The following is a 22,464-nucleotide window of genomic DNA, read 5'->3' as shown; positions in this document are numbered from 1 at the left end:
TGCTGGCCACGATAGCGAGTTCAGCCTCGATGCCGCCCAGCTCGAACCAGGTGGCCGCCACCGCGGCGGCCACGCCCGCCTGCACGCCGCGCAGCAAGGCTTCGCGCGAGCCCGCCTGCGCCTGCGCCGCCTCGACGGATCGCCGTACACGGCCAAACAGGTCGATCTCCCAGGATGCGTCGACGCTGGCACGATAGCTTTCGCTCCGGCGCGGCTGGCCGGGCAGCGTTTCGCTCTTGCTCAGGCGGCTCTTCTCGTAAGCGAGCGCGGCGCCACCTTGCGGCAGGTAGCCCTGCCTGTCTTCACGCAGCAGGGCTGTTGACTGCGCAAGCCGGGCGGCAGCGATGCCCACGTCATGGTTCGCCGCCAGCGCCCGCTGGATCAGCGTGACCAGCGCCGGCTCGTCAAAGGTGCGCCACCATTCCACCTCGACCGTCCCGGGCACCAGGCCAGCATGGCTCTGGCCCGCGCCACTGGAAAACTGTGATGCTGACAGCGGCGGCGGCAACGGCGGTGCGTAATCGGGGCCGACCGCGCAGCCGGCCAGCACGAGCAGCGCACTGAGAGAAACTACAACTGTTTGATACGGGCGAGTCATGACGCGCTCCTTTCCATGCTTGTCCGGGTCGTTGGCGAGTGGCGCTCGAAACGCAGCGCCAGGGCGCGCATCAGCACATAAAACACGGGCGTGAGAAACAATCCGAACAGTGTCACGCCCAGCATGCCGGCAAACACCGCGATGCCCATGGCCTGGCGCATCTCGGAGCCGGCGCCGCTGGCGAAGACCAGCGGCACGACGCCGGCGATGAAGGCAAGTGAGGTCATCAGGATGGGCCGCAGGCGCAGGCGGCAAGCTTCGACGACCGCGTCAAGCGCGCTCGATCCTGCCATTTCCAGGCTACGTGCGAACTCGACAATAAGGATGGCGTTCTTGGCCGCCAGTCCGACCAGCACGATCAGCCCGATCTGCACGAAGATGTTGTTGTCGCCCCCCACCAGCCACACGCCGATGATGGCGCTCAGCAAGCACATCGGCACGATCAGCAGGACCGCCAGCGGCAGCAGCCAGCTGTTGTACTGCGCGGCCAGGATCAGATAGGCGAGCAGCACGCACAGCGGGAAGATGAACAGCGCCGAATCGCCGGCCAGCTTTTGCTGGTAGGTCAGGTCGGTCCATTCAAAGCTCATGCCTTCAGGCAGCACCTCCTTCGCCAGGCGCTCCATGGCAGCCACCGCCTGCCCCGAACTGACGCCTGGCATCGCGCCGCCCGAGATGTCGGCCGAGGGATAGCCGTTGTAGTGCACCACGCGGTCCGGACCGGAACTTGGCGTGACGGTGACAAACGACGACAAGGGCAGCATGTCGCCGGCCGCGTTACGCACCTGCAAGCGGCCGATGGCCTCGGCCTGCATGCGATGCTCCGCATCGGCCTGGGCCGTCACCTTGTAGGTCCGGCCAAAGCGGTTGAAGTCGTTGACGTAGAGGGAACCGAGATAGATCTGCAGCGACTCGAACACGTCGGCCAGGCGCACGCCCTGGCTCTTGACCTGGGTACGGTCGATGGCGACCTCGAGCTGCGGAGCATTGACGTCCAGGCTGGTCATGAGGCCGGCCACCTGTCCCGATTCGCTCGCCTTGGTCATCAGGATATGCGTCTGCTGCACCAGCGCATCGAGCCCGGCGCTGCCGCGGTCCTCGACCAGCATCTTGAAGCCGCCGGTCGCGCCAAGGCCAGGCACTGGCGGCGGCGGGAACACGCCGAGGAAACCGTCGGGAATGCCGGCGAACTTCGCCTGCAGGCGCCCGGCGATCGCGTTCGCCGTGAGGTCGGGGGTGGTACGCGCCTTGAACGGGTCGAGCATGACGAACATGACGGCGGCGTTCGGCACATTGACGAAGCCGTTGATCGACAAGCCGGGGAAGGCGACGACGCTTTCAACGCCAGGCTCGGCCATGGCAATCTTCGACATTTCCTTGGCGACCGCGTCGGTGCGGTCCAGCGATGACGAGTTGGGCAGCTGGGCGATCGCCACAAGATAATATTTATCCTGCATCGGCACGAAGCCCGGCGGCACGGCCTTGAAGCCGAAGAAGGTCAGCACGAGCAGGCCGCCGTACACCAGCAAGGCCACGCCGCTGACCCTGACGACTTTGCGCACCGTGTTGCCATACGCATCCGGCGCGCGCTGGAACGGCCGGCCCAGCATCTGCAACAGGCGGCCGGCGCGGCCACGCAGGCTGCGCGGGTCATGCACGGCCTCGGCCCCGGCCTTGACCTTGCCTGGCTTGAGCAGGATGCCGGCAAGCGCGGGGCTGAGCGTGAGCGAATTGACGGCCGACAGAATGGTCGAGATGGCGATCGTCAGCGCGAACTGGCGGTAGAACTCTCCCTGCAAGCCGCTCAGGAAGGCGGTCGGAATGAACACGGCGGCGAGCACCGAGGTAATCGCGATGATGGGGCCCGTGACTTCGTCCATGGCGCGCCTTGCCGCTTGCCTGGGTTCCTCGCCATTTTCGATGTGGCGTTCGACATTCTCGACCACAACGATGGCGTCGTCGACGACGATGCCGATCGACAGCACCAGGCCGAACAAGGACAGGGTGTTGAGCGAAAAGCCCATCAGGTGCATGACGGCGAAGGTGCCGATCAGCGATACCGGCACCGCCATGAGCGGGATCAGCGAGGCGCGCCAGTTGCGCAGGAACAGCACCACCACGATGACGACGAGAATGATCGCCTCCAGCAAGGTCGTTGCCACCGACTCCAGCGAAGCGCGCACAAACACCGTCGGATCGTAGGCGATGCGCGAGCTCAGTCCGGCCGGGAAATTTTCCTCCAGCCGCTGCATGGTGTTACGCACCGCCTGCGCAACGTCGAGCGCATTGGCGCCCGGGCTTTGAATGATTTGCAGGGCGACGGCCGGCTCGCCGTCAAGCAGGCTGCGCAGCGCATAGGCGTCGGCGCCCATCTCGATGCGGGCCACGTCGCGCAAGCGCGTCACCTGGCCGTCGGCGCCCGTGCGGATGATGATGTCGCCGAACTGCTCCTCGTCGGTCAAGCGTCCCAGCGTGTTGACCGTCACCTGGAAGGCGGCACTGGAATCGGGCGACTGGCCGACGGAACCGGCCGCCACCTGCACGTTCTGTTCGCGCACGGCGGCAATCACCTCGCCGGCCGTCAGGCCGCGTGCGGCGATCAGGTTCGGGTCGAGCCACAGCCGCATGCTGTATTCGCCCGCGCCCCAGACGAGGACGTCGCTGATGCCCGGAATGCGCGACAGCTCGTCGCGCACCTGCAGGTAGGCGTAATTCGACATGTACAGGGGATCGTAGCGCTTGTCGGGCGACAGCAGGTGCACCACCATCAGGATGTCCGGCGAGGTTTTCTGTGTGACCACGCCCTGGCGCTGCACTTCTTCAGGCAAACGCGGCAGAGCGCGCGCGACCCGGTTCTGCACCTGGACCTGCGCCATGTCGGCATTCGTCCCCTGCGCGAAAGTGACGGTCAGGGTCATGCGGCCATCGGTTGCCGATTGCGACGACATGTACTGCATGCCCTCGACGCCGGTGATGGCCTGCTCGAGCGGCGCCGCCACCGTTTCGGCGATCACCTTGGGATTGGCACCAGGATAGGCGGCGCTCACCTGCACGGTGGGCGGCGTCACCGCGGGATATTCGCTGAGCGGCATCTGGAAGAAAGCCACAATGCCGGCGAGCACCATCAGGACCGAGAGGACGATGGCAAAGATCGGGCGGTCGATGAAGAAACGTGGGAAGGACATTACGCGGCTCCCGAGGTTTTCGGCACGGCGACGGGCGTGCCGTCAATCGCGGCCGCCTGCGGCGTCACCTGCATGCCCGGGCGCACGAGGCCCTTGACGACGATGCGCTCGCCTGGCTGCAGCCCCTGCTCGATCACGCGCAAACCGTCGACCATCGGGCCAAGATCGACGGGGCGGAACTCCGTCTTGTCGCCCTTGCCGACCACCAGCACATAGCGGCGCCCCTGGTCCGTGCCTATCGATTGATCGGAAACGAGCACCCTGGCTTGCTGCGCCCCCGTTTCCAGCCTGACCTTGGCAAACAGGCCGGGCGTCAGTTTTCCATCGGGGTTGTCGACCACGGCACGGACGCGCACCGTGCCCGTCCCGCGATCGGCGGCGTTGGCCAGGAAATCAACACGGCCGTGGCGCGTGTATGTCTTGTCCGTGGCCAGTGCCACCATGACCTTGGCGCCCTGCGCCCCACGCGGGGTGGCGCTGGCACGGCCGGCGGCGAGCGAGCGCAAATAGGTGCGTTCATCAACATCGAAATAGACGTGCAGCGGATCGATGGAAACGATGGTCGTCAGGGGCGTCACGCCGCTGGCGACATAGTTGCCCTCGGTGACGAGAACTTGGCCGACTCTTCCGCTGATCGGCGCCGTGACGCGCGTGAAACCGAGTTCCAGCTGCGCGGCGTCAAGCGCGGCCCTGGCGGCGTCGACCTGTGCCTTGCCAGCATGCAGCGCCGCCGTCGCCACGTCGAGACGGTCGCGCGCGACAATCTTCGTGGCAAACAGCTGTTCGGCCCGTGCATGCTCGGCCTGCGCCAGCATCGAGGCCGCCTCGGCCTCGCGCAGGCGCGCCGTGGCGGCATGCACCGCCGCCTGGAACACGCGCGGATCGATCACGAAGAGCTTGCTGCCCTTCTCGACAAAGCGCCCTTCCGGCACGCTCACATCCTGCAGATAGCCGGCCACCTGCGGGCGCAACTCGACCCGCTTGACGGCGGTCAGCGCGCCGTTGAACTCGACGTACGGTGTTGCCTGGCGAACGACCACTTCCGCCACTGGAACGCCGGGCGGCTTGGCGGCAGCGGCAGGCGATGCCGTCTGCTTGCATCCGCTGACGGTGAGCGCGGTGCCCAGCACCGCGGTGATCAGGGTTATTGGTGTGACTTTCATCATTGTGCCTTTCGCGACTGGAGTCGACATGGTTTTGTTGAGCTGAAACAACTCCCATGGCCTTTATCCGACCTGACACACTTGGAAGGTCAAGCTTTTTTATCAATGTGAGGGCTGGGGCGGAGGGGTGCTATCGGCTCGCACAATGACCGCGTCGATATGTCTTTGGCGTGTATGGAGTGGGGAACGCCGCATCTGGGCCTGCGCCAGGACACCCCTATCGATCAAATCGACATGTGCTACCTGCCGTGGGCGCGCGGCACAGATATGCGCATACGGAAAGAATCACGGATCGAGGGTGGGCGGATCAGGAGCAAGCCAAGCACAACATACAAAAAAAGTGGGAATGCTGTCGATATCGCCGTCATGCCTGAGCCTGCCGAAGTGATCGCCCACGCCCGTGGACTCCAAATCGAGTATGGGTTGATCAGTCAGTTCGTGTTCCCGCCGCAAAAAGGTGGCGCCTACACCCGATCGTGCTTCAGTTCGATGTGGGATGGCGCCGATGATACGCAGCAGCGCCAAGCCCGACGGTAATGCGAAAATTTTCGGCTGACGTGACCCAAATATTGAAAATTCGGATGCAGCTTAGGCTCAACCGTGCAGCACTGGGGCAGCGCTGGTAACGTGCTGCGGCAATTCAATTCGAACTCTTAAAGCGATAACGAGAGCAGCGAACAGCATCACAACGCCAGCAATAATGAAAACGCCTGTCACTCCACCCAACCCGAACATCATGCCACCCAATGCAGCGCCGGCAGCTATTGAAGATTGCACCGCAGCGACGACCATGCCACCAGCTGTCTCCGCTTGATCAGGGACAGCACGGGCTACCCAGTTGGACCAGGCGACAGGTACGCCGCCGAACGCCAGGCCCCACAGAGCGACCAAAAGCATCAGGCCTGTTCCTTGGACTGGCAGCAGGATCATGCCGAATGCCGTCAAGCCCACCAGCGCAGGCATGAGCACTAAAGTAGCACGCAGGCTACGCTCCATTAGCCAGCCGGCCAGCAGCGTGCCAACGAAGTTGGCGATACCAAAACCCAGGAGCATCAGAGACAGACCGTTGACATCTATTTGGACAACGCTTTCAAGCGCGGGGCGAATGTAGGTGAACAGTGCATATTGCCCCGTATGGGCAAGTACGCAGCCCAACATCCCGATCCCAATCCCCGGGCGACGGAGCAATCCCAGTACCGATGTGGTGCGCATCATGGTGCGCGGCGCCATACGGGGCAGCGTGAACAATTGAAACACAAGTGTTAGCCCTCCGACAGCCGCCGCTGCTATAAATGCACTGCGCCAGCCATATAGCCCCCCCAGGTAGCTGCCCAACGGTACGGAAACGACCGTCCCGATGGCGATGCCACTGAATATGATGGATAGCGCTCGCGGCACCAACTTTGCCGGCACCAGCCGCATAGCCACGGCTGCCGCCATGCTCCAAAAGCCGCCTAACGCGACACCCAGAAGAATGCGCATCACTAACAATACTGTCAAGCTTGAGGACAACGCCACCAGCAGGTTGGAGGCAATCATCAGCACTGTGAAAGCCAACAAGACGACACGCCGGTCAAAATTGCGCGTGAGACCTGGCACCGACAGCCCGGCGAACATGGCCACGACGGCCGTCACCGTCACTGCCTGGCCAGCCAGTGCCTCCGATACGCCAAGATCGAAGGCCATCGGTGTCAATAGGCTGGCTGGCAGGTACTCTGCCGTCAGTAAACCGAAAACCCCCATTGCCAGTGAAAACACTGCCATCCATGCTGCTGCCGCTGGCTCTAAAACAGACACATCGTTCGCGTTGGGCGTTTGCTCGGTAGCAAAAACATCGTTGTTCATCTCTAGAATCCCTAAAACAGTCGGAGTCGAAAGTCTAGAGGTAAAATTCAGGATGATCTATGATGGTAAATCCTGATGTTTTGATCGAAACACCTGAAATGAGTAAGCAAAATCAAATTTCTCCATCATCTAATCTGGTCAGTGAACTATTGACAGGTATGCGCCTGAGTGGAGTCCAGTACCGCCGCATTCAGACCGGTCCAGCTTTCGGCATGGGCTTTGAAGACAAGCCCGGCCATGCCTACTTCCACTTCCTGGCTGTTGGCACTGCCTTCATATGTACGGATGATGGTGAGTTGCATAAGCTGTCCGCCGGTAGTGCGGCGTTCATGCCTCACGGCAGGAAACATCAGCTTCTATCGGATGCGGGTATTGCATTTCAGGACATCGAAAAGTTCGATGCCGCGCCCCTGGGTGAATCCGTTAGCGGAGTAGACACATGTCCCAGTACGCACCCCGTGCCCAGTGCAGTTATTTTTTACGGCTGCATGGAATTCGATCTCGGCGGGATGCAAGGGATCGGCAAGCTGATGCCAACCGTCATGGTGGCTGACACGCAAGCGCAAGGCTATCCTGGGTTACTGCCTGTTCTTGATTCAATGAAGCGTGAAATCTGCGCCGGCCGTATTGGCTTTGCAGGCATTCTGGCTCGCCTGGCGGAGGTCGCGGCAGCAATGATCGTGCGCGGCTGGATTGAATGCGGTTGTGAAAACGCTTCTGGCCTCCTCGCCGCATTGCGTGATCCGCGCCTTGCTCGTGCCATATTGGCGCTGCACCGCCAGCCCGGTCGTGAGTGGACAGTTGCACAGTTGGCTGCGGAGTGTCATATCTCCCGCTCTGTCTTCGCACGACGCTTTGAAACCACCCTCGGAGTGCCGCCCCTGCGCTATGCCACGGAATTGAGAATGCGTCTTGCCGCACAATTGCTCACGCACGAAAGAGTGTCCATCGACGTCGTCGCCCGACGCCTTGGCTATACATCTCAAGCCGCGTTCAGTCGTGCTTTCAAGCGCGTCATCGGCAAGTCGCCGGGCGCCTGTCGGCAAATGCTTTGAGGAGAATAGCTTAGGAAAGCGCTGATCAATTCATTTTTTCAGCGGCTGGATGGCTGCTTCCGCCCCAGGCTGTGTGAAAACGCCAAATCTCAAAATATTCGTGTGTGGGGTTACCATTCCCAACACCGAGAAAACGGCGTAGCGCGCGTTTTGAAAGGCCGATTTTTGAAGGGCCAGAATTTTTCTGCGTTTTCACACGGCCTGGCCCCGGAGCACACGTTCAGATTGGCTTCGATAGCCGTGCTTTTATTTCGCTATCGCAAAAGATGAGGCTTCCTACTGGAACCAAATCCTTCGGGATCGTGCCCAGACAGGTCATAACTTGCCAGCGTTTCTCAACGGGCGCAGTCAAATCCAGGATTTTAAAGTGGGTAATAATGAAGGAAGCTTCGACGTTAGACGCGAGGCGATCGGGCGGCTGGACAGTGACCATAGCAGAGAAATTCTTGAACGAGGTTCCTGGCAGCGGTTGAAAAAAAGGAGCGCATACCAAGCCCTGATTCGTGAGATCGAACACTTCTTCTATCGTCAGCAGTTCCACTTTCATGAGCGTTCATTCTTTCTCTAATCGCGTCTCTGGCAAAGTCCTCACCGTCCGCCTCTGGCCGGCTGCCGTCGTCGGCGGTTTCCACCCCAAAGCGGCCCCCCACGCGTTCGCAAATACCCCTGCATCGGCACCTGCTTTAGCCAGTAGTTACGTTAAGGTATGAGCTTCTACACCTTCTGCTTCGCACCGCAGATTATGTAGTCTCTGAACAAGAGGATGTTCGGTAATTGGGTTCAAGACGGCTAGCCGACGCTTGCCGTAACGAGCGTCGATGATCGCTAAACCCCGAACGACTGGATTTTTGTGATCCAACATTTCCTCAACCGTCAGGCTAAGACTGCAGAACAAATCCTTGTTCATCTGCTCCAGAAGAAACAGCCCGCTAGCGTCCATGACAGGCCAAGCCAACTCGTATGCCTGTGCGGGCGTTGACCCATCAGCGCGATTCTTCGCGGTCAAGGTTGCAAGCGATGACAAATAGCTTAGCGACCCAGTGCTAAAGATTCGGCTACCCTGAAAACTTATCCAGAACTCTCCTTCTTCGTCATGAAAATGGCGATATCGTGTCTGGTTGAGATCAATGCTCGCCACAACGTTCTTTGCGATGCGATCGTGTAGCTGCTTCTTAAGTTGCGACCATCGCATGCTGTCTCGATTCTTTCATTATTACACTGTGATTCATGTACCACGAAGGTCCGTTCCTGGCCGGTTGCCGTCGTTGGCAGTTTCCGCCCCATACCGGTCATTGAAGTATTGCTCCTGACTCTGGAACTAGGCTAAATGGGCGCCAGCCGCCTGGTGGGTCCCATTCACCATCACCACGAATCCGACCCGCGCTCGCATCGTGAAGGACTACACCGTCGATCCCAAGCGGCGACTGCTCCCAGATCAGACCTCCTGTATGGTCAAAAGCAAGAACTTCAGATGCCGAAGTTACAAGCACTGCGATGCGGCTATTTAGGTTCTCAAGGTCGCGCGAATCGTACAGATGGCCAAAGTAACCGTCCAGCTGATGGCGACGAACTTCGCCAAGGTAAAGATCAACGACGAACACGAACTGCCCAAAGCCGATGTAAACGATGCCCTCAGCGAAACGTGTGCTCTGAAAGCACGAGTACCCTGCGCTGGCAAGAATGTTTACGCGAGTCACCGGCGCACTATGGTGAGCGATCAAGACACTGGCAACGATGTTGGATTCTGAGGTTGCGCCGCGAGCAACAAGGATGCGACCATGTTCACTTTGCTCGCCAAGACTAAGAAATTTAACTTCCATCTGCATTTGTTTCCAAGGGATACGTCGAGTGAGCGCTTCTGGCCGATAGCGGACATCGGCATGCTGCAACGAAAATCATACGTCATGTAAACGGAAAAACCCAGCACCGATATTATACAAACGTATAATATACAGTACTGGGTTTCTATACAGCTTGCGCCGTAACTCCTTGAATCTAATGGTCGGGGCGAGAAGATTCGAACTTCCGACCCCATGCACCCCATGCATGTACGCTACCAGGCTGCGCTACGCCCCGACGAGGTGGGAATTATAGCAGAGGCTTTTAGGTTTTTGCCATGCTTTCCGCAGGATTCATGTCGAACTGCGCAAAGATTTTCAACAGCCCATGGCAAGCAGCCTATTCGTTCAGCAGCAGTGCCGTCAGGACGATGCGGAAACCGGCGATCAGGGGCTCGACCTTCATGTGCGGATTGTGCACCAGGCGCACGGGCAAGCCCTGGTACATGGCGATCATGGTGTTCAAACGCCCTTCCAGCATCTCCGCATCGGCCGGCAGGCCGCGCTTGATGCGCGCATCCCTGATAATCGACAGGAACAGGGAACGCGAGCGCACGTCCGCGCAATGCAGCATTTCGGCGATGGCGGGATTGCGCGACGCTTCGGCGAAGATTTCCAGCGGCATCACCCAGGTTTTCGGGTCCAGGCTTTCCAGCACGTGTTCGCCAGCATTGTCGATCACGGCCTGCAGCGGATCTTCGCGCAGCGCCAGGTCCTGCATCAGGTTGGTCACCCGCTCCATGTTCTTCAGCACGAAGGCGGCGATGATCGCATCCTTGCTGTCGAAGTAGTTATAGATGTGGCCCGCGCTCATGCCGGCTGCTTTCGATATCTCGGCCATGCTGGCGCCGTGGAAGCCGCGGCGGCTGAAGCAGCTCTCCGCCGCATCGAGCACCTGCTTGCGCCGCGTGTTGGCGCGCTCGGGATCCGGATGCTTCTTTTCAACTTGGTTCATGACTTTTCCAGTAGCGCGCCGGCCCTGCCCCTGCGGACAAGGGCAAGGCCGGCGTCGGCGTCCCCGTGATTATTGGACGCCGCCAGCCGCCGCGACGGCTGTCTGCTCAGGCTGCCAACCGCCGCCCAGCACCTTGTACAAGGTCACCAGGTTGGTCGATTTGGCCAGGCGCGCCGTGATCAGGCTTTGCTGCGCCGTGTACAGCGCGCGCTGGGCCACCAGGGCGTTCAGGTAGGACTCGGCGCCCTGCTTGTAGCGCGCGTCGTGGATGGTGTAGCTCTTCGTCGACGCCTCGACCAGCGACTCCTGCGACTGCAGGCGCTCGTCGATGGTGCCGCGCTGGGCCAGCGCATCGGACACTTCACGGAAGGCGACCTGGATCGCCTTTTCGTATTGCGCCACGGAGATTTCACGCTGCACCTTGGCGATATCGAGATTGGCGCGGTTCACGCCGCCATCGAAGATCGGCAGGCTGATCTGCGGAATGAAACTCCACGTGCCGCTGCCCGCCTTGAACAGGCCGGACAGGTTGTCGCTAACCGAACCCGCCGTCGCCGTCAGCGAAATGCGCGGGAAGAAGGCCGCGCGCGCCGCGCCGATGTTGGCATTCGCCGCGCGCAGGGTGCGTTCGGCCGCCAGCACGTCGGGACGGCGTTGCAGCACGTCCGACGGCACGCCGGACGGAATCTCCGCCAGCGCCGTCACGGCGCCGAACTCGGCCTGCGGCAGCAGGTCGGCAGGCACGGGGCCGCCCACCAGCAGCACCAGCGCATTCTGGTCGAGCGCCACCTGGCTGGTGTAGACAGCCACGTCGGAACGGGCCGACTCGACGCTGGTCTGCGCATCGTATTTGTCCAGGCCGGACGTGGCGCCGGCACTGAAGCGGCGCACGGCCAGGTCGTACGACGACTGCTGGCTCTTCAAGGTGTCCTGCGCCACGCGCAGGCGCTGCTGGTCGGCCACCAGGTTCAGATAGGTGCTGGCCACTTCGGCCACCAGGCTGATCTGCTGCGCACGGCGTGCTTCTTCCGTGCCCAGGTATTGCTCCAGCGCACTGTCGGACAGGCTGCGCACGCGGCCAAAGAAGTCCAGCTCGTAGGCCGATACACCCAGGTTCGCCGTGTACTGGCGATTGATGGACGCTTCGCCCGTGGCGCTCTGATTCTTCGAGATGCGCGTGGCCGTCTGGCCGCCGGCTGCCGACAGGGTCGGGATCAGCGCGGCGCGTTCGATGCCGTAGGTGGCGCGCGCCTTCTCGATGTTCAGGATCGAGACGCGCAAGTCGCGGTTGTTGGCCAGCGCCAGTTCCAGTACCTGGCGCAGGCGCGCATCGGCAAAGAACTCGCGCCAGGCGACGTCCGACACCGGCTTGGCGTCGGTGGCGGCCGTGTCGGCCTTGTAGGACGGGCCCGTTGGCCAGCTTGCGGGCGCCGGCGCTGCCGGACGCTCGTACGTGGGAGCCAGGCTGCAACCGGCCAGCAAGGCCAGTGCCGCCATGGAGAGTAGCGTTTTTTTCATATTAATGCGCATCCTTAGAAAGCGTGACGGCTGGCGAACCAGGCGTCGCCGGCGTGGTCGGCGCGTCCGACTTCGAGAAGAAGCCGCGCACCAGCACGAAGAACACCGGCACGAAGAAGATACCGAGGAACGTGGCCGTCAACATACCGCCCAGCACGCCAATACCGATGGCGTTCTGGCTGCCCGAACCGGCGCCGCTGGAAATGGCCAGTGGCAGCACGCCCAAGCCGAAGGCGATCGAGGTCATCAGGATCGGACGCAGACGCAGACGCACGGCGTGCAAGGTCGCGTCCAGCAGCGACATGCCCGATTCCTGCATTTCCTTGGCAAACTCGACGATCAAAATCGCGTTCTTCGCCGACAGGCCCACCACCGTGAGCAAGCCCACCTGGAAGTACACGTCATTCGACAGGCCGAACAGCCACGTGCCCAATACGGCACCGATCACGCCCAGCGGCACGACCAGCAGCACCGAGAACGGAATCGACCAGCTTTCATACAGCGCGGCCAGGCACAGGAAGACGATCAGCAAGGACAGCGCGTACAGCTGCGGTGTCTGCGAACCGGATTCGCGCTCTTCCAGCGAGACGCCGGTCCAGCTCATGCCGATACCGGCTGGCAGCTTGGCGACCATTTCTTCCATCGCGTTCATGGCGGCGCCCGTGCTCTGGCCCGGTGCCGGTGTCCCCAGGATCTCTACGGACGGCAAGCCGTTGTAGCGTTCCAGGCGCGGCGAAGCGTAGATCCACTTGCCGGTGGCAAAGGCCGAGAACGGCACCATTTCGCCGGCGGCATTGCGCACGAACCACTTGTTCAAGTCTTCCGGCAGCATGCGCGAACTGGCATCGCCCTGGATGAAGACCTTCTTCACACGGCCGCGGTCGAGGAAGTCGTTGACATACGAACTACCCCAGCCGACGCTCAGCACGCGGTTGATTTCCGAGATCTGCAAGCCCAGCGCGGTAGCTTTCTGCTGGTCGATGTCGATCTTGTACTGTGGCGTATCTTCCTGGCCGTTCGGGCGCACGCCCACCATGACCGGGTTTTGCGACGCCATGCCCAGCAGCTGGTTACGTGCCGCCATCAGGGCGTCGTGGCCGACACCGCCGATATCCTGCAGCTGCATGTCGAAACCGGTGGCGTTACCCAGTTCCAGCACGGCAGGCGGGGCGAAGGTAAACACCATCGCGTCCTTGATCTGCAGCAGCTTGCCCATGGCGCGGCCGGCGACGGCAGGCGCCTTCTGTTCCACCGCCTTGCGTTCAGCCCAGTCTTTCAGGCGCACGAAGGCGATACCCGTATTCTGGCCGTTACCGCCAAAGCTGAAACCGGCGACGGCAAACACGGAAGCGACGTTATCTTTCTCGCTGTTCATGAAGTGGTCTTCGACCTGCTCGATCACTTTCAGGGTGCGCTCTTGCGTGGCGCCCGTCGGCAATTGAATCTGCGTAAACAGGATGCCCTGGTCTTCTTCCGGCAGGAAGGAGGTTGGCAGGCGCATGAAGAGGAACACCAGGCCAGCGAGCAAGATGACATACAGCAGCATCGAACGGGCACGGTGCGTGATCATGGCGCCGACCCAGCCCTGGTACTTGTTGCTGCTGCTGTCGAAGCTGCGGTTGAACCAGCCGAAGAAACCCTTGTTGGTGGCGTGATGGCCCTTCTCTACCGGTTTCAGCAAGGTGGCGCACAGCGCCGGCGTAAACACCAGCGCGACGATGACGGACAGCACCATCGACGAGACAATCGTGATCGAGAACTGGCGGTAAATCACGCCCGTCGAACCGCCGAAGAAAGCCATCGGCACGAACACGGCCGACAGCACCATGGCGATACCGACCAGCGCGCCCGTGATCTGCGTCATGGACTTGCGCGTCGCTTCCAGCGGCGACAAGCCCTCTTCGCTCATCACGCGCTCGACGTTTTCCACCACCACGATCGCATCATCGACCAGCAGGCCAATGGCCAGCACCATGGCGAACATGGTCAGTGTATTGATCGAATAGCCGAAGGCGTTCAGGATGCCGAAGGTACCCAGCAGCACGACCGGCACGGCCATGGTCGGGATCAGGGTGGCGCGGAAGTTCTGCAGGAACAGATACATCACCAGGAAGACCAGGATAACGGCTTCAACCAGGGTTTTGACCACTTCTTCGATGGACAGTTTCACGAACGGGGTGGTGTCGAACGCCACCTGGTAGCTCATGCCTTCAGGGAATTGCTTGCTCAGGTCCGACAACATGGCTTTCGCCGCGTTGGCCGTATCGAGCGCATTGGCGCCCGTCGCCAGCTTGATCGCCACGCCGGTTGCCGCATGGCCGTTGTAGCGGGCCACGGTGTTGTAGTTCTCGCGGCCCAGTTCCATGCTGGCCACGTCCTTCAGGTGCACCATGGCGCCGTCGGTGGTGGTTTTCAGCAAGATGGCACCGAACTGCTCCACCGTTTGCAGACGGCTCTGGGCCGACACGGTGGCGTTCAGCTGCTGGCCCTTGACGGACGGCGTGCCGCCCAGTTCACCGGCCGACACTTCCGCATTCTGCGCCTGCACGGCCGTGATCACGTCCGCCGGGGTCAGGTTGAAGCTTTGCAGCTTGGCAGGGTCGAGCCAGATGCGCATGGCGTACTGCGAACCGAACAGGGTCACATCGCCCACGCCGGCCACGCGGCTCAGCGGATCGACGACGTTGGCGGCCACATAGTCGCTCAAGTCGGTCTGGTCCATCTTGCCGTTTTCGGAAATGAAGCCGAACACCATCAGGAAGTTCTTGGTGGCTTTCGAGACGACCAGGCCCTGTTGCGTGACAGCCGTCGGCAGCAGTGGCGTGGCCAGCTGCAGCTTGTTCTGTACCTGCACCTGGGCGATGTCAGGATTGGTGCCACTGGTAAACGTCAGCGTGATGCTGATGCCGCCGGTCGCATCGCTCGACGAGGCCATGTAGCGCAAGCCGTCGATACCCTTCATCTTTTGTTCGATGACCTGGGTGACCGCATCTTCCACGGTCTTGGCGGAGGCGCCAGGGTAGGAGCCGCTGATCGAAATCGACGGCGGAGCAATGCTCGGGTACTGCGCGATCGGCAGGCTGAGGATCGAAATTATGCCGGCAAGCATGATGACGATCGCGACCACCCAGGCGAAAATCGGGCGGTCAATGAAAAAACGGGCCATTAATATTCTCCTGAATTAGTGGGCGCTGGCAGCCGATGCTGCGGCAGAAGCTGCAGCGGCAGGCGCGGCAGCTGCCTTGGCCGGCACGGCAACGGCTGGTGCGCCTGGCTTGACTTTTTGCAAGCCTTCCACGATCACGCGGTCGCCTGCGGCCAGGCCGGAGGTCACCAGCCAGTCGGTACCGATGGTGCCGCTGGTGGTCAGCACGCGCTGCTCGACCTTGTTTTCCTTGTTCAGGATCAGGGCCGTGGCCTGGCCCTTCTGGTTACGCGTCACGCCCACTTGCGGCACGGTGATGGCTTTTTCATCGACGCCCGTTTCCAGCTGCGCACGCACGTACATACCTGGCAGCAACTCGCCTTTCGGATTGGGGAACAGCGCGCGCAAGACCACGTTGCCGGTGGTCGGGTCGACCGACACGCCAGCGAACTGCAGCTTGCCCGGTTCGCTGTACTTGCTGCCGTCCGGCAGGATCAGGTCCACCTTGGCCTGGCCTTCGCCGACTTTCTTCAGGGAACCATCTGCCATCTGGCGGCGCAGGCGCAGCAGTTCGGTGCTCGACTGGGTCACGTCGACATAGATCGGGTCAAGCTGCTGCACGGTGGTGAGCGCTTCGGCCTGGCCAGCCGTGACCAGCGCGCCGGCCGTCACGGTCGAGCGGCTGGTACGGCCGCTGATCGGTGCCGTCACGGTGCTGTAGCGCAGGTTGATATTCGCCGATTCCAGCGCCGCTGTGGCGGACTCGACATCTGCCTTGGCTTGCTCGAACGCGGCCAGCGCGTCATCGTATTCCTGGCGGCTCACGCCTTCGATGGCCACCAGTTCCTTGTAGCGGGCCGCTTTCGGGCCAGCCGTCAGCAGGTTCGCCTTGGCTTTCGACAGGGCTGCCTTGGCCGAATTGGCGGCAGCCTGGTAAGTGGCCGAATCGATCTGATACAGGGCCGTGCCCGCTTTCACATCGCTACCCTCGACGAACAGGCGCTTCTGGATCAAGCCACCGACTTGCGGGCGCACATCGGCGACTTGATAGGCATTCGTACGGCCGGGCAATTCGGCACTCATCGGCAACGCGGCCGGATTAACAGTAAACACGACCACCTGTGGCGCTTGCTGCGCGTGAGGTGCTTCCTGTTTTTTACTGCAGCCGGCCATGATTACAGTGGCGCACAGAACGGCAATAGCGCCGCTCGTACGCGGCGACGTCAAGGAAAAGGTTGGTTGCATCTTGGACTTTCTGAAAAAGAAGCTGGCTAGTGTCGTTAGAAATGACTAAATTTATTAACGCAGATCAAAGAATGAACGATCATTCTAAAATCGTCAAGCATCGTTACAATTGAAACATAGTAACTTTTGAGCGCGCTTTGTTATCAATGATGCAATTAAATGAGTGCAGCAACAGCAGCGGCAAGCCAACAGAGTTCAGTCAAAAACCAGGTGGGAGCGGCAAAACGGCCATGCGGGAAAGTTGGATTGAGTGAATACTGTAGCAGGGTAAAGGGTTCTTTGCTGAAGCGGTGACGTGTGCGCAACACTTTCCTGACGTGCAAGCACGCGGCCGATAATTATTTACCAATGGTATCGAAAACGCATGCAGCGGCCGATGCGCTACACTGCTAGCCCACAGCGTGGCCATAGCGGGGGTCCAGTGATGACAGCACAGGTGCAATCAGCGATGCCGGAAGACGGCTCAGACGGTGCGGCCGGCCCCGGCACGCCGCCATCAAAGCCACCACTGCTGTCGACCGGCGTCGCCGGCCTCGACACCATCCTCACGGGCGGCCTGCTTGCCGAGCGCCTGTACCTGGTCGAAGGCGAGCCGGGCACGGGCAAAACCACGCTGGCGCTGCAATTCCTGGCCGAAGGGGCGCGCGCGGGCGCCTGCGCGCTGTACATCGCGCTGGCCGAATCCGAGATCGAACTGCGCGCTGCCGCCCTGTCGCATGGCTGGGACCTGGCCGGCATCGCCATCGAAGAGGTGGCGCCCAGCGATGACATGCTCGACCCGCAACGCCAGTACAGCATCTTCCACCCGTCCGAAATCGAGCTGGCGTCGACCAACCAGCGCATCATGGCCGCCATCGAAAAGCACCGCCCGGCCCGGCTGGTGCTCGACTCCCTGTCCGAACTGCAACTGCTGGCGGAAAATCCCCTGCGCTACCGGCGCCAGGTGGTGGCGTTGAAGCAATACCTGGCCAGCCGGCACTGTACCACCCTGCTGATTGACGACCGCTCGGCCCTCGATGATGGCTTGCAGGTGCGCAGCGTGGCCCACTGCGTGCTCTCGCTGGAACTGCAAAACCAGGACTACGGCAACGACCGGCGCCGCGTGCGCGTGGTCAAATACCGGGGCGTGCCATTTCGCAGCGGCACCCACGACTACAAGATCGCGCACGGCGGCCTGGTGGTCTATCCGCGCCTGGTGGCGGCCGATACGCGCCGCGATGGCAGCCACCAGCAGTTGTCCAGCGGCGTGCCCGACCTTGACGCCATGATAGGCGGCGGCCTGGAAGAAGGCATGAGCACGCTCATTTCCGGCCCCGCCGGCAGCGGCAAGTCCACGCTGGCGGCGCAATTCGTGCACGCGGCCACGGAACGCGGCGAGCCCTGTGCCATGTTCCTGTTCGAAGAAGCGCGCAGCAAGCTGCTGAACCGCGCCGATGGCGTCGGCATGCACCTGAAAGCGGCGCTCGACACGGGTTTGCTCAGTGCACAGCAAATCGATCCAGCGGAACTGACGCCCGGCGAATTTGCCCAGGCCGTCGTCGATGCGGCGGACCGGGGCGCCCGCGTGATCGTCATCGATAGCCTGAACGGCTACATGCATGCGGTGCCCGACGAGCGCTTCCAAAGCACCTACCTGCATGAACTGCTCAACTACCTGTGCCAGCGCGGCGTGGCCACCCTGCTTGTCGGCGTGCAGCAAAACATGCTGGGCACCTCGATGACCACCTCGGCCGACGCCAGCTACCTGGCCGACAGCGTCATCATGCTGCGCTACTACGAAACGGAAGGCGAAGTGCGGCAAGCCATTTCCGTCTTCAAGAAGCGCGGCAGCGCGCATGAGCGCAGCATCCGCCGCTTCGAGATCAGCCCGCAAGGCATCCGCATCGGCGCCGCCCTGGCCGGTTTCCACGGCATCCTGTCGGGCATGCCCACCGTCGGCGGCACGCCATTTCCCTAGGGCTCGCCATGGAACAGCGCATCCTGATCTACGCGCCGGCCGGCCAGGACGCCAACCTGGCCGGCGCCGTGCTGGCTAGTGGCGATATTGCCAGCCATGCCTGCCATTCGCCCGGCGAGCTGGCCGAGCAGCTGTCGCTGGGTGCCGCCGGCGTCCTGACGGTAGACGAGGCGCTGCATGCGGGCGCCTACCAGGTGCTTGATGACTTCGCGCGGCAACAGCCGGACTGGTCCGACCTTCCCATCATCCTGCTCACGCATGGCGGACAGGATTCCCTGCCGCTGCGGCAAGCCATTTCCACCCTGGGCAACCTGACCCTGCTGGAGCGCCCCGTGCGCATACTGACCCTGATCACCTCGGCGCACGCCATGCTGCGCGCGCGCCAGCGCCAGTACCAGATGCGCGAAACGCAGCGGCGCAAGGATGAATTCCTCGCCAGCCTGGGGCATGAACTGCGCAACCCGCTGGCCCCCATCAAGACCTCGGTGGCCCTGCTCAGCCACCTCTACCCTGAGTCGGAACAGGTATCGAGGGTAAAAGGCGTGATCGAGCGCCAGGTCACGCAACTGACGCGGCTGGTCGATGACTTGCTGGACGTGGCGCGCATCACGCGCGGCAAGGTGGAATTGCAGCGCCAGTACATCGTGCTGCAACAATTACTCGGCCATGTGACCGAGCTGTGCCAGCCGGCCGCCAGCAGCCGCCACATCGGCATCAGCCTCGACCTGCCGCCGCAGCAGGTGGTCTTGCACGCCGACTATGCGCGCGTGGTGCAGGTCTTCGCCAACCTCGTCTCGAATGCCGTGAAATTCACGCCACCAGGCGGCCACGTCAGCATTACCGCGCGCATGGAAGACGGCTTGCTGCGCGTTGCCATCGAAGACAACGGCATCGGCATCGGGCAGGACGTCATGCCGCGCATCTTTTCCATGTTTGAACAGGGGCCAACCGTGCCGGGGCAGATCGCCAGCGGCCTCGGCATCGGTCTGAGCCTGGCGCGCCAGTTCGCCGAAATGCACGGCGGCAGTGTCGCCGCCTACAGTGCCGGAGCGGGCCTGGGCAGCCGCTTTGTCGTCAGCCTGCCCGCCAGCCTGGCGCCGGACGCCGCCGCCGGCGACGCGCCAACGGCAGAGGCGGTGCCGGCGGCCGCGCGCCATGCCGTGCGCGTGCTGGTGGTGGATGACAACCGCGATGCGGCCGATTCGCTGCAAACCCTGCTGCAGCTGGAAGGCTATGTTGTCGACGTCGCCTACGACGGCAAGCAGGCGCTGGCGGCCATCGAGGCTGCCTGGCCGCAACTAATCGTGATGGACCTGGGCATGCCGGGCATGGATGGCTATGAAGCGGCGCGCCGCATCCGCCTGCAGGCGCGCGGGCGCGAGGTGCTGATGATCGCCCTGACGGGCTGGGGCCAGGGCGACGCCCGCCTGCGCACGCAACAAGCGGGCTTCGACCATCACCTGACGAAACCGGTCGACTTCGACGCCATCGCCGCCCTGCTGGGCCAACACCTGGCGCGGCAGGGCTAGCCGGCGCTGCGCTTGTTGCCGCCTTGCCTGTTCCCTGCCTGTGCTCTGCTGATTCTCTGCTGATTCCCTGCCTGGTCCGCGCTTATTTCCACTTGCCGCGCAACTCCTGCACCTTTTGCTGCAGCAGTTCCGGCGTGGCTTCGCTTGGCGGCACGGGCACGCCGACGGCCAGCGACAGGCGCGAGCGCAAGCCCGCCTTGAAGGCGCGCTCGAACAAATGGCCATTGCGGTGGCTCAGCAAATGCCCCCACAAGCCGCGCAGCGCCAGCGGAATCACGGGCACCTTGCTGCGCTCGACAATCTTGGCGATGCCGCCCTTGAATTCGCTGATCTGGCCCGTGCGGGTCAACTTACCCTCGGGGAAGATGCACACCAGTTCGCCTTCATGCAGCGCTTGCGCGATATCGATGAAGGCCTTTTCCATGAGGAAGGGGTCTTCCTTGGCCGGCGCGATCGGTATCGCCTTGGCGGTGCGGAAAATCCAGCCCATCAACGGCGTCTTGAAGATGCGGTGGTCCATGACGAAACGGATGGGACGGGGGCTGGCCGCCATGATGACGATGGCGTCCACATAGCTGACGTGGTTGCACACCAGCACGGCCGCGCCTTCTGTCGGAATGCGCTCGCCATCGACGACTTTTACGCGGTGCACGGTCTGTATCAAGATCCACGCGAGGAAACGCATGAGGAATTCCGGCACCAGCGAGAAGATGTAGGCCGCCACCAGCGCGTTCAGGATGGCCGTGACGAGGAACAGTTCGGGGATGGTAAAGCCCTGGCCCAGCAGCACGATGGCCACGCCGGCGGCAGCCACCATGAACAGGGCGTTGAGGATGTTCATGCCGGCGATGGTGCGCGAAATATGTTTCGGGTCGCAGCGCGTCTGGATCAGGGCGAACAGGGGCACGATGAAAAAGCCGCCGAAGACGCCGATCATGACGATGTCGATCAGGATGCGCGGCACGCCCGCCTGGCCTACAAAAGCCAGCGCATCGACCACCTGCGTATTCGCATACGCATTGCTGGCGAAATACAGGTCGATGCCGAACAGCGACAGGCCGATGGAGCCGAACGGCACCAGGCCGATCTCGATCTTGTGGCCAGACAACCTTTCGCACAGCAGCGAACCCGTGCCGATGCCGACGGAAAACACGGTCAGCAGCAGCACGAACACGCTGTGGTCGCCATGCAGGAAATCCTTCGAATACACGGGGAACTGGGCCAGGATCAGGGCGCCATAGAACCAGAACCAGGAATTGCCCAGCATGGCCAGGAACACGGGACGGTTCTTGCGCGAAAAATTCAGGTTGCGGAACGATTCGGCGACGAAGTTCAAGCTCACCTTCAAGTCCGGCTCGGGCGCCGGCGTGCGCGGCACGCGGTAGCTGGCGATCAGGCCGAACAGCGCCACGGCGATCGTCGCGCCGGCCACCAGTTCCACGCCCAAGGGCTTATGCACGATCAGCACGGCGCCGAGGATCTCGCCCAATAAAATGCCGACAAAGGTGCCCATCTCGATCAGGCCATTGCCGCCCACCAGTTCCTCGGGTTTCAGCTGCTGCGGCAGATACGCATATTTGACGGGGCCGAACAGGGTCGAGTGCACGCCCATGCCCACCACGGCGGCCACCAGCAGCCACAGGGTGTGCGTCATCCAGCCAGCGGCGGCCACCGCCATGATGGCCAGTTCCATCCACTTGACGAAACGCGCCAGGCCCGCCTTTTCAAACTTGTCGGCCAGCTGGCCTGCCGTGGCCGAGAACACGACGTAGGGCAGGATGAACAGGCCGGGGATCAGGTTGGTGATGGTGGACGGATCGAGCGTGGTCCAGCTCAGCGCATCGTAGGCGAGGATCACCATCAGCGCCGTCTTGAACAGATTGTCGTTGAAGGCGCCAAAGAACTGGGTCCAGAAAAACGGCCCGAAACGGCGCTGCGACAATAAGGAAAACTGGCTGCTTTGACTCATGGCATGGGGGACGGGCAATTAAGGAATTGCTAAAATACAGCACTATCTTGCGCACGACAATCTTAATGTCCGGGTATTGCTTTTAGTCAATACCCAAGCGTCCCCGAAGCGCCATGCTGGCCGCGTGCCTTGCAGCTTTCCCTGCATCACAAAAATCGCCCATTTCTTGATAATAAGGTAATGTGCGCATACTGCGGGAACCGACTCCCCGCCCCTCCAGGAAAGCTGACCCATGTTTGGATTGATAACGCTGTTCATCCTCGGCGTACTGATCACCGCCTTTGTGCAAGTGCTGCAGTACCGCAGAAAGGTGGCCGATCTGGAATTGCTGACGGCCCGCTTGCGCAAGGAAGTCGACGGCATCCAGCAGCGCCTGCAAGCGCTCGATGGCCAGGCCGGCACGCCGCTGACCGCGGCCGTGGCGCAGCCCCCTGCGCCGGCCACTTCCCCTGCGCCTGCGCC

17 protein-coding genes and 1 tRNA gene are annotated in these 22,464 nt (G+C 62.0%); 5 read left to right on the top strand and 13 right to left on the bottom strand.

Annotated features, from left to right (window positions below; translation table 11 throughout):
- From JaAD80_RS10180 to JaAD80_RS10170, 3 genes are all read right to left on the bottom strand, one after another.
- Nucleotides 1-598: TolC family protein (locus JaAD80_RS10180; RefSeq protein ID WP_180979365.1), on the bottom strand; the 598-nt coding region annotated here is incomplete at its 3' end.
- Nucleotides 595-3,783 (bottom strand): efflux RND transporter permease subunit, encoded by a 3,189-nt coding sequence (locus JaAD80_RS10175; RefSeq protein WP_102294063.1) that lies wholly within the window; start codon nucleotides 3,781-3,783, stop codon nucleotides 595-597. The genes JaAD80_RS10180 and JaAD80_RS10175, both read right to left, overlap by 4 nt.
- Nucleotides 3,783-4,946, bottom strand: coding sequence for an efflux RND transporter periplasmic adaptor subunit (locus JaAD80_RS10170; RefSeq protein WP_102294062.1), 1,164 nt, complete (start codon nucleotides 4,944-4,946; stop codon nucleotides 3,783-3,785). Before JaAD80_RS10170 ends, JaAD80_RS10175 begins: the two co-directional genes overlap by 1 nt.
- Before the next feature lie 174 nt (nucleotides 4,947-5,120).
- Between JaAD80_RS10170 and JaAD80_RS10165 the strand changes: the two genes are divergently transcribed.
- Nucleotides 5,121-5,483 carry a hypothetical protein gene (locus JaAD80_RS10165; protein WP_102294061.1) on the top strand — a complete coding sequence of 121 codons (363 nt, stop codon included), beginning with the start codon at nucleotides 5,121-5,123 and terminating at the stop codon, nucleotides 5,481-5,483.
- A gap of 57 nt (nucleotides 5,484-5,540) precedes the next feature.
- Here JaAD80_RS10165 and JaAD80_RS10160 read toward each other — a convergent pair whose 3' ends face one another.
- Nucleotides 5,541-6,791 (bottom strand): MFS transporter, encoded by a 1,251-nt coding sequence (locus JaAD80_RS10160; RefSeq protein ID WP_102294060.1) that lies wholly within the window; start codon nucleotides 6,789-6,791, stop codon nucleotides 5,541-5,543.
- Nucleotides 6,792-6,850: 59 nt separating this feature from the next.
- Between JaAD80_RS10160 and JaAD80_RS10155 the strand changes: the two genes are divergently transcribed.
- Entirely contained in the window at nucleotides 6,851-7,846 is a 996-nt protein-coding gene (locus tag JaAD80_RS10155; protein ID WP_102294059.1) for an AraC family transcriptional regulator, read from the top strand.
- A gap of 220 nt (nucleotides 7,847-8,066) precedes the next feature.
- On the opposite strand, the gene JaAD80_RS10150 is transcribed toward JaAD80_RS10155, so the two are convergent.
- The 8 genes from JaAD80_RS10150 to JaAD80_RS10115 all read right to left on the bottom strand — a co-directional run bounded on the left by JaAD80_RS10150 (nucleotide 8,067) and on the right by JaAD80_RS10115 (nucleotide 16,547).
- A complete protein-coding gene (locus JaAD80_RS10150; RefSeq protein WP_102294058.1) occupies nucleotides 8,067-8,393 on the bottom strand; it encodes a hypothetical protein in 327 nt (108 codons plus the stop codon).
- A 147-nt stretch (nucleotides 8,394-8,540) separates the two neighbouring features.
- A complete protein-coding gene (locus JaAD80_RS10145) occupies nucleotides 8,541-9,038 on the bottom strand; it encodes a hypothetical protein (RefSeq protein ID WP_102294057.1) in 498 nt (165 codons plus the stop codon).
- Between the two features lie 97 nt (nucleotides 9,039-9,135).
- On the bottom strand, nucleotides 9,136-9,672 hold the full coding sequence (locus JaAD80_RS30265) for a hypothetical protein (protein ID WP_146012340.1): 537 nt from the start codon (nucleotides 9,670-9,672) through the stop codon (nucleotides 9,136-9,138).
- Nucleotides 9,673-9,845: 173 nt separating this feature from the next.
- Nucleotides 9,846-9,922: transfer RNA gene (locus JaAD80_RS10135), tRNA-Pro, on the bottom strand.
- 102 nt (nucleotides 9,923-10,024) lie between these two features.
- Complete coding sequence (locus JaAD80_RS10130; protein ID WP_102294056.1) at nucleotides 10,025-10,639, bottom strand: TetR/AcrR family transcriptional regulator; 615 nt, start codon at nucleotides 10,637-10,639, stop codon at nucleotides 10,025-10,027.
- Between the two features lie 69 nt (nucleotides 10,640-10,708).
- Nucleotides 10,709-12,157, bottom strand: coding sequence for an AdeC/AdeK/OprM family multidrug efflux complex outer membrane factor (gene adeC / locus JaAD80_RS10125; protein WP_102294055.1), 1,449 nt, complete (start codon nucleotides 12,155-12,157; stop codon nucleotides 10,709-10,711).
- A 1-nt stretch (nucleotide 12,158) separates the two neighbouring features.
- Entirely contained in the window at nucleotides 12,159-15,323 is a 3,165-nt protein-coding gene (locus JaAD80_RS10120) for an efflux RND transporter permease subunit (RefSeq protein ID WP_102294054.1), read from the bottom strand.
- A 15-nt stretch (nucleotides 15,324-15,338) separates the two neighbouring features.
- The gene (locus JaAD80_RS10115) at nucleotides 15,339-16,547 is read right to left on the bottom strand and encodes an efflux RND transporter periplasmic adaptor subunit (RefSeq protein ID WP_102294053.1); all 1,209 of its coding nucleotides are present in this window, start codon (nucleotides 16,545-16,547) and stop codon (nucleotides 15,339-15,341) included.
- Between the two features lie 448 nt (nucleotides 16,548-16,995).
- On the opposite strand from JaAD80_RS10115, the gene JaAD80_RS10110 reads away from it, so the two are divergent.
- Both JaAD80_RS10110 and JaAD80_RS10105 read left to right on the top strand, forming a co-directional pair.
- Entirely contained in the window at nucleotides 16,996-18,504 is a 1,509-nt protein-coding gene (locus tag JaAD80_RS10110) for an ATPase domain-containing protein (protein WP_102294052.1), read from the top strand.
- Between the two features lie 8 nt (nucleotides 18,505-18,512).
- Nucleotides 18,513-20,033 (top strand): response regulator, encoded by a 1,521-nt coding sequence (locus JaAD80_RS10105; RefSeq protein WP_102294051.1) that lies wholly within the window; start codon nucleotides 18,513-18,515, stop codon nucleotides 20,031-20,033.
- Nucleotides 20,034-20,115: 82 nt separating this feature from the next.
- On the opposite strand, the gene JaAD80_RS10100 is transcribed toward JaAD80_RS10105, so the two are convergent.
- On the bottom strand, nucleotides 20,116-22,002 hold the full coding sequence (locus tag JaAD80_RS10100; RefSeq protein ID WP_102294050.1) for an MFS transporter: 1,887 nt from the start codon (nucleotides 22,000-22,002) through the stop codon (nucleotides 20,116-20,118).
- 232 nt (nucleotides 22,003-22,234) lie between these two features.
- Here JaAD80_RS10100 and JaAD80_RS10095 point away from each other — a divergent pair.
- On the top strand, nucleotides 22,235-22,464 hold a 230-nt coding region (locus tag JaAD80_RS10095), incomplete at its 3' end, for a hypothetical protein (RefSeq protein WP_146012339.1).

Source organism: Janthinobacterium sp. AD80 (assembly GCF_002878455.1).
In the GTDB taxonomy this organism is placed as follows: Bacteria; Pseudomonadota; Gammaproteobacteria; order Burkholderiales; family Burkholderiaceae_D; genus Janthinobacterium.
The sequence above is the reverse complement of the archived record's forward strand: the minus strand, read 5'-3'. Positions and strand labels throughout refer to the sequence as shown.

Excerpts from the sequence above, each read along its gene's own strand:
- JaAD80_RS10175 (WP_102294063.1), bottom strand. The coding sequence starts at position 3,783 with ATGTCCTTCCCACGTTTCTTCATCGACCGCCCGATCTTTGCCATCGTC.
- JaAD80_RS10170 (WP_102294062.1), bottom strand. The coding sequence starts at position 4,946 with ATGAAAGTCACACCAATAACCCTGATCACCGCGGTGCTGGGCACCGCG.
- JaAD80_RS10165 (WP_102294061.1), top strand. The coding sequence starts at position 5,121 with ATGGAGTGGGGAACGCCGCATCTGGGCCTGCGCCAGGACACCCCTATC.
- JaAD80_RS10160 (WP_102294060.1), bottom strand. The coding sequence starts at position 6,791 with ATGAACAACGATGTTTTTGCTACCGAGCAAACGCCCAACGCGAACGAT.
- JaAD80_RS10155 (WP_102294059.1), top strand. The coding sequence starts at position 6,851 with ATGATGGTAAATCCTGATGTTTTGATCGAAACACCTGAAATGAGTAAG.
- JaAD80_RS10150 (WP_102294058.1), bottom strand. The coding sequence starts at position 8,393 with ATGAAAGTGGAACTGCTGACGATAGAAGAAGTGTTCGATCTCACGAAT.
- JaAD80_RS10145 (WP_102294057.1), bottom strand. The coding sequence starts at position 9,038 with ATGCGATGGTCGCAACTTAAGAAGCAGCTACACGATCGCATCGCAAAG.
- JaAD80_RS30265 (WP_146012340.1), bottom strand. The coding sequence starts at position 9,672 with ATGCAGATGGAAGTTAAATTTCTTAGTCTTGGCGAGCAAAGTGAACAT.
- JaAD80_RS10130 (WP_102294056.1), bottom strand. The coding sequence starts at position 10,639 with ATGAACCAAGTTGAAAAGAAGCATCCGGATCCCGAGCGCGCCAACACG.
- adeC (WP_102294055.1), bottom strand. The coding sequence starts at position 12,157 with ATGAAAAAAACGCTACTCTCCATGGCGGCACTGGCCTTGCTGGCCGGT.
- JaAD80_RS10120 (WP_102294054.1), bottom strand. The coding sequence starts at position 15,323 with ATGGCCCGTTTTTTCATTGACCGCCCGATTTTCGCCTGGGTGGTCGCG.
- JaAD80_RS10115 (WP_102294053.1), bottom strand. The coding sequence starts at position 16,547 with ATGCAACCAACCTTTTCCTTGACGTCGCCGCGTACGAGCGGCGCTATT.
- JaAD80_RS10110 (WP_102294052.1), top strand. The coding sequence starts at position 16,996 with ATGCCGGAAGACGGCTCAGACGGTGCGGCCGGCCCCGGCACGCCGCCA.
- JaAD80_RS10105 (WP_102294051.1), top strand. The coding sequence starts at position 18,513 with ATGGAACAGCGCATCCTGATCTACGCGCCGGCCGGCCAGGACGCCAAC.
- JaAD80_RS10100 (WP_102294050.1), bottom strand. The coding sequence starts at position 22,002 with ATGAGTCAAAGCAGCCAGTTTTCCTTATTGTCGCAGCGCCGTTTCGGG.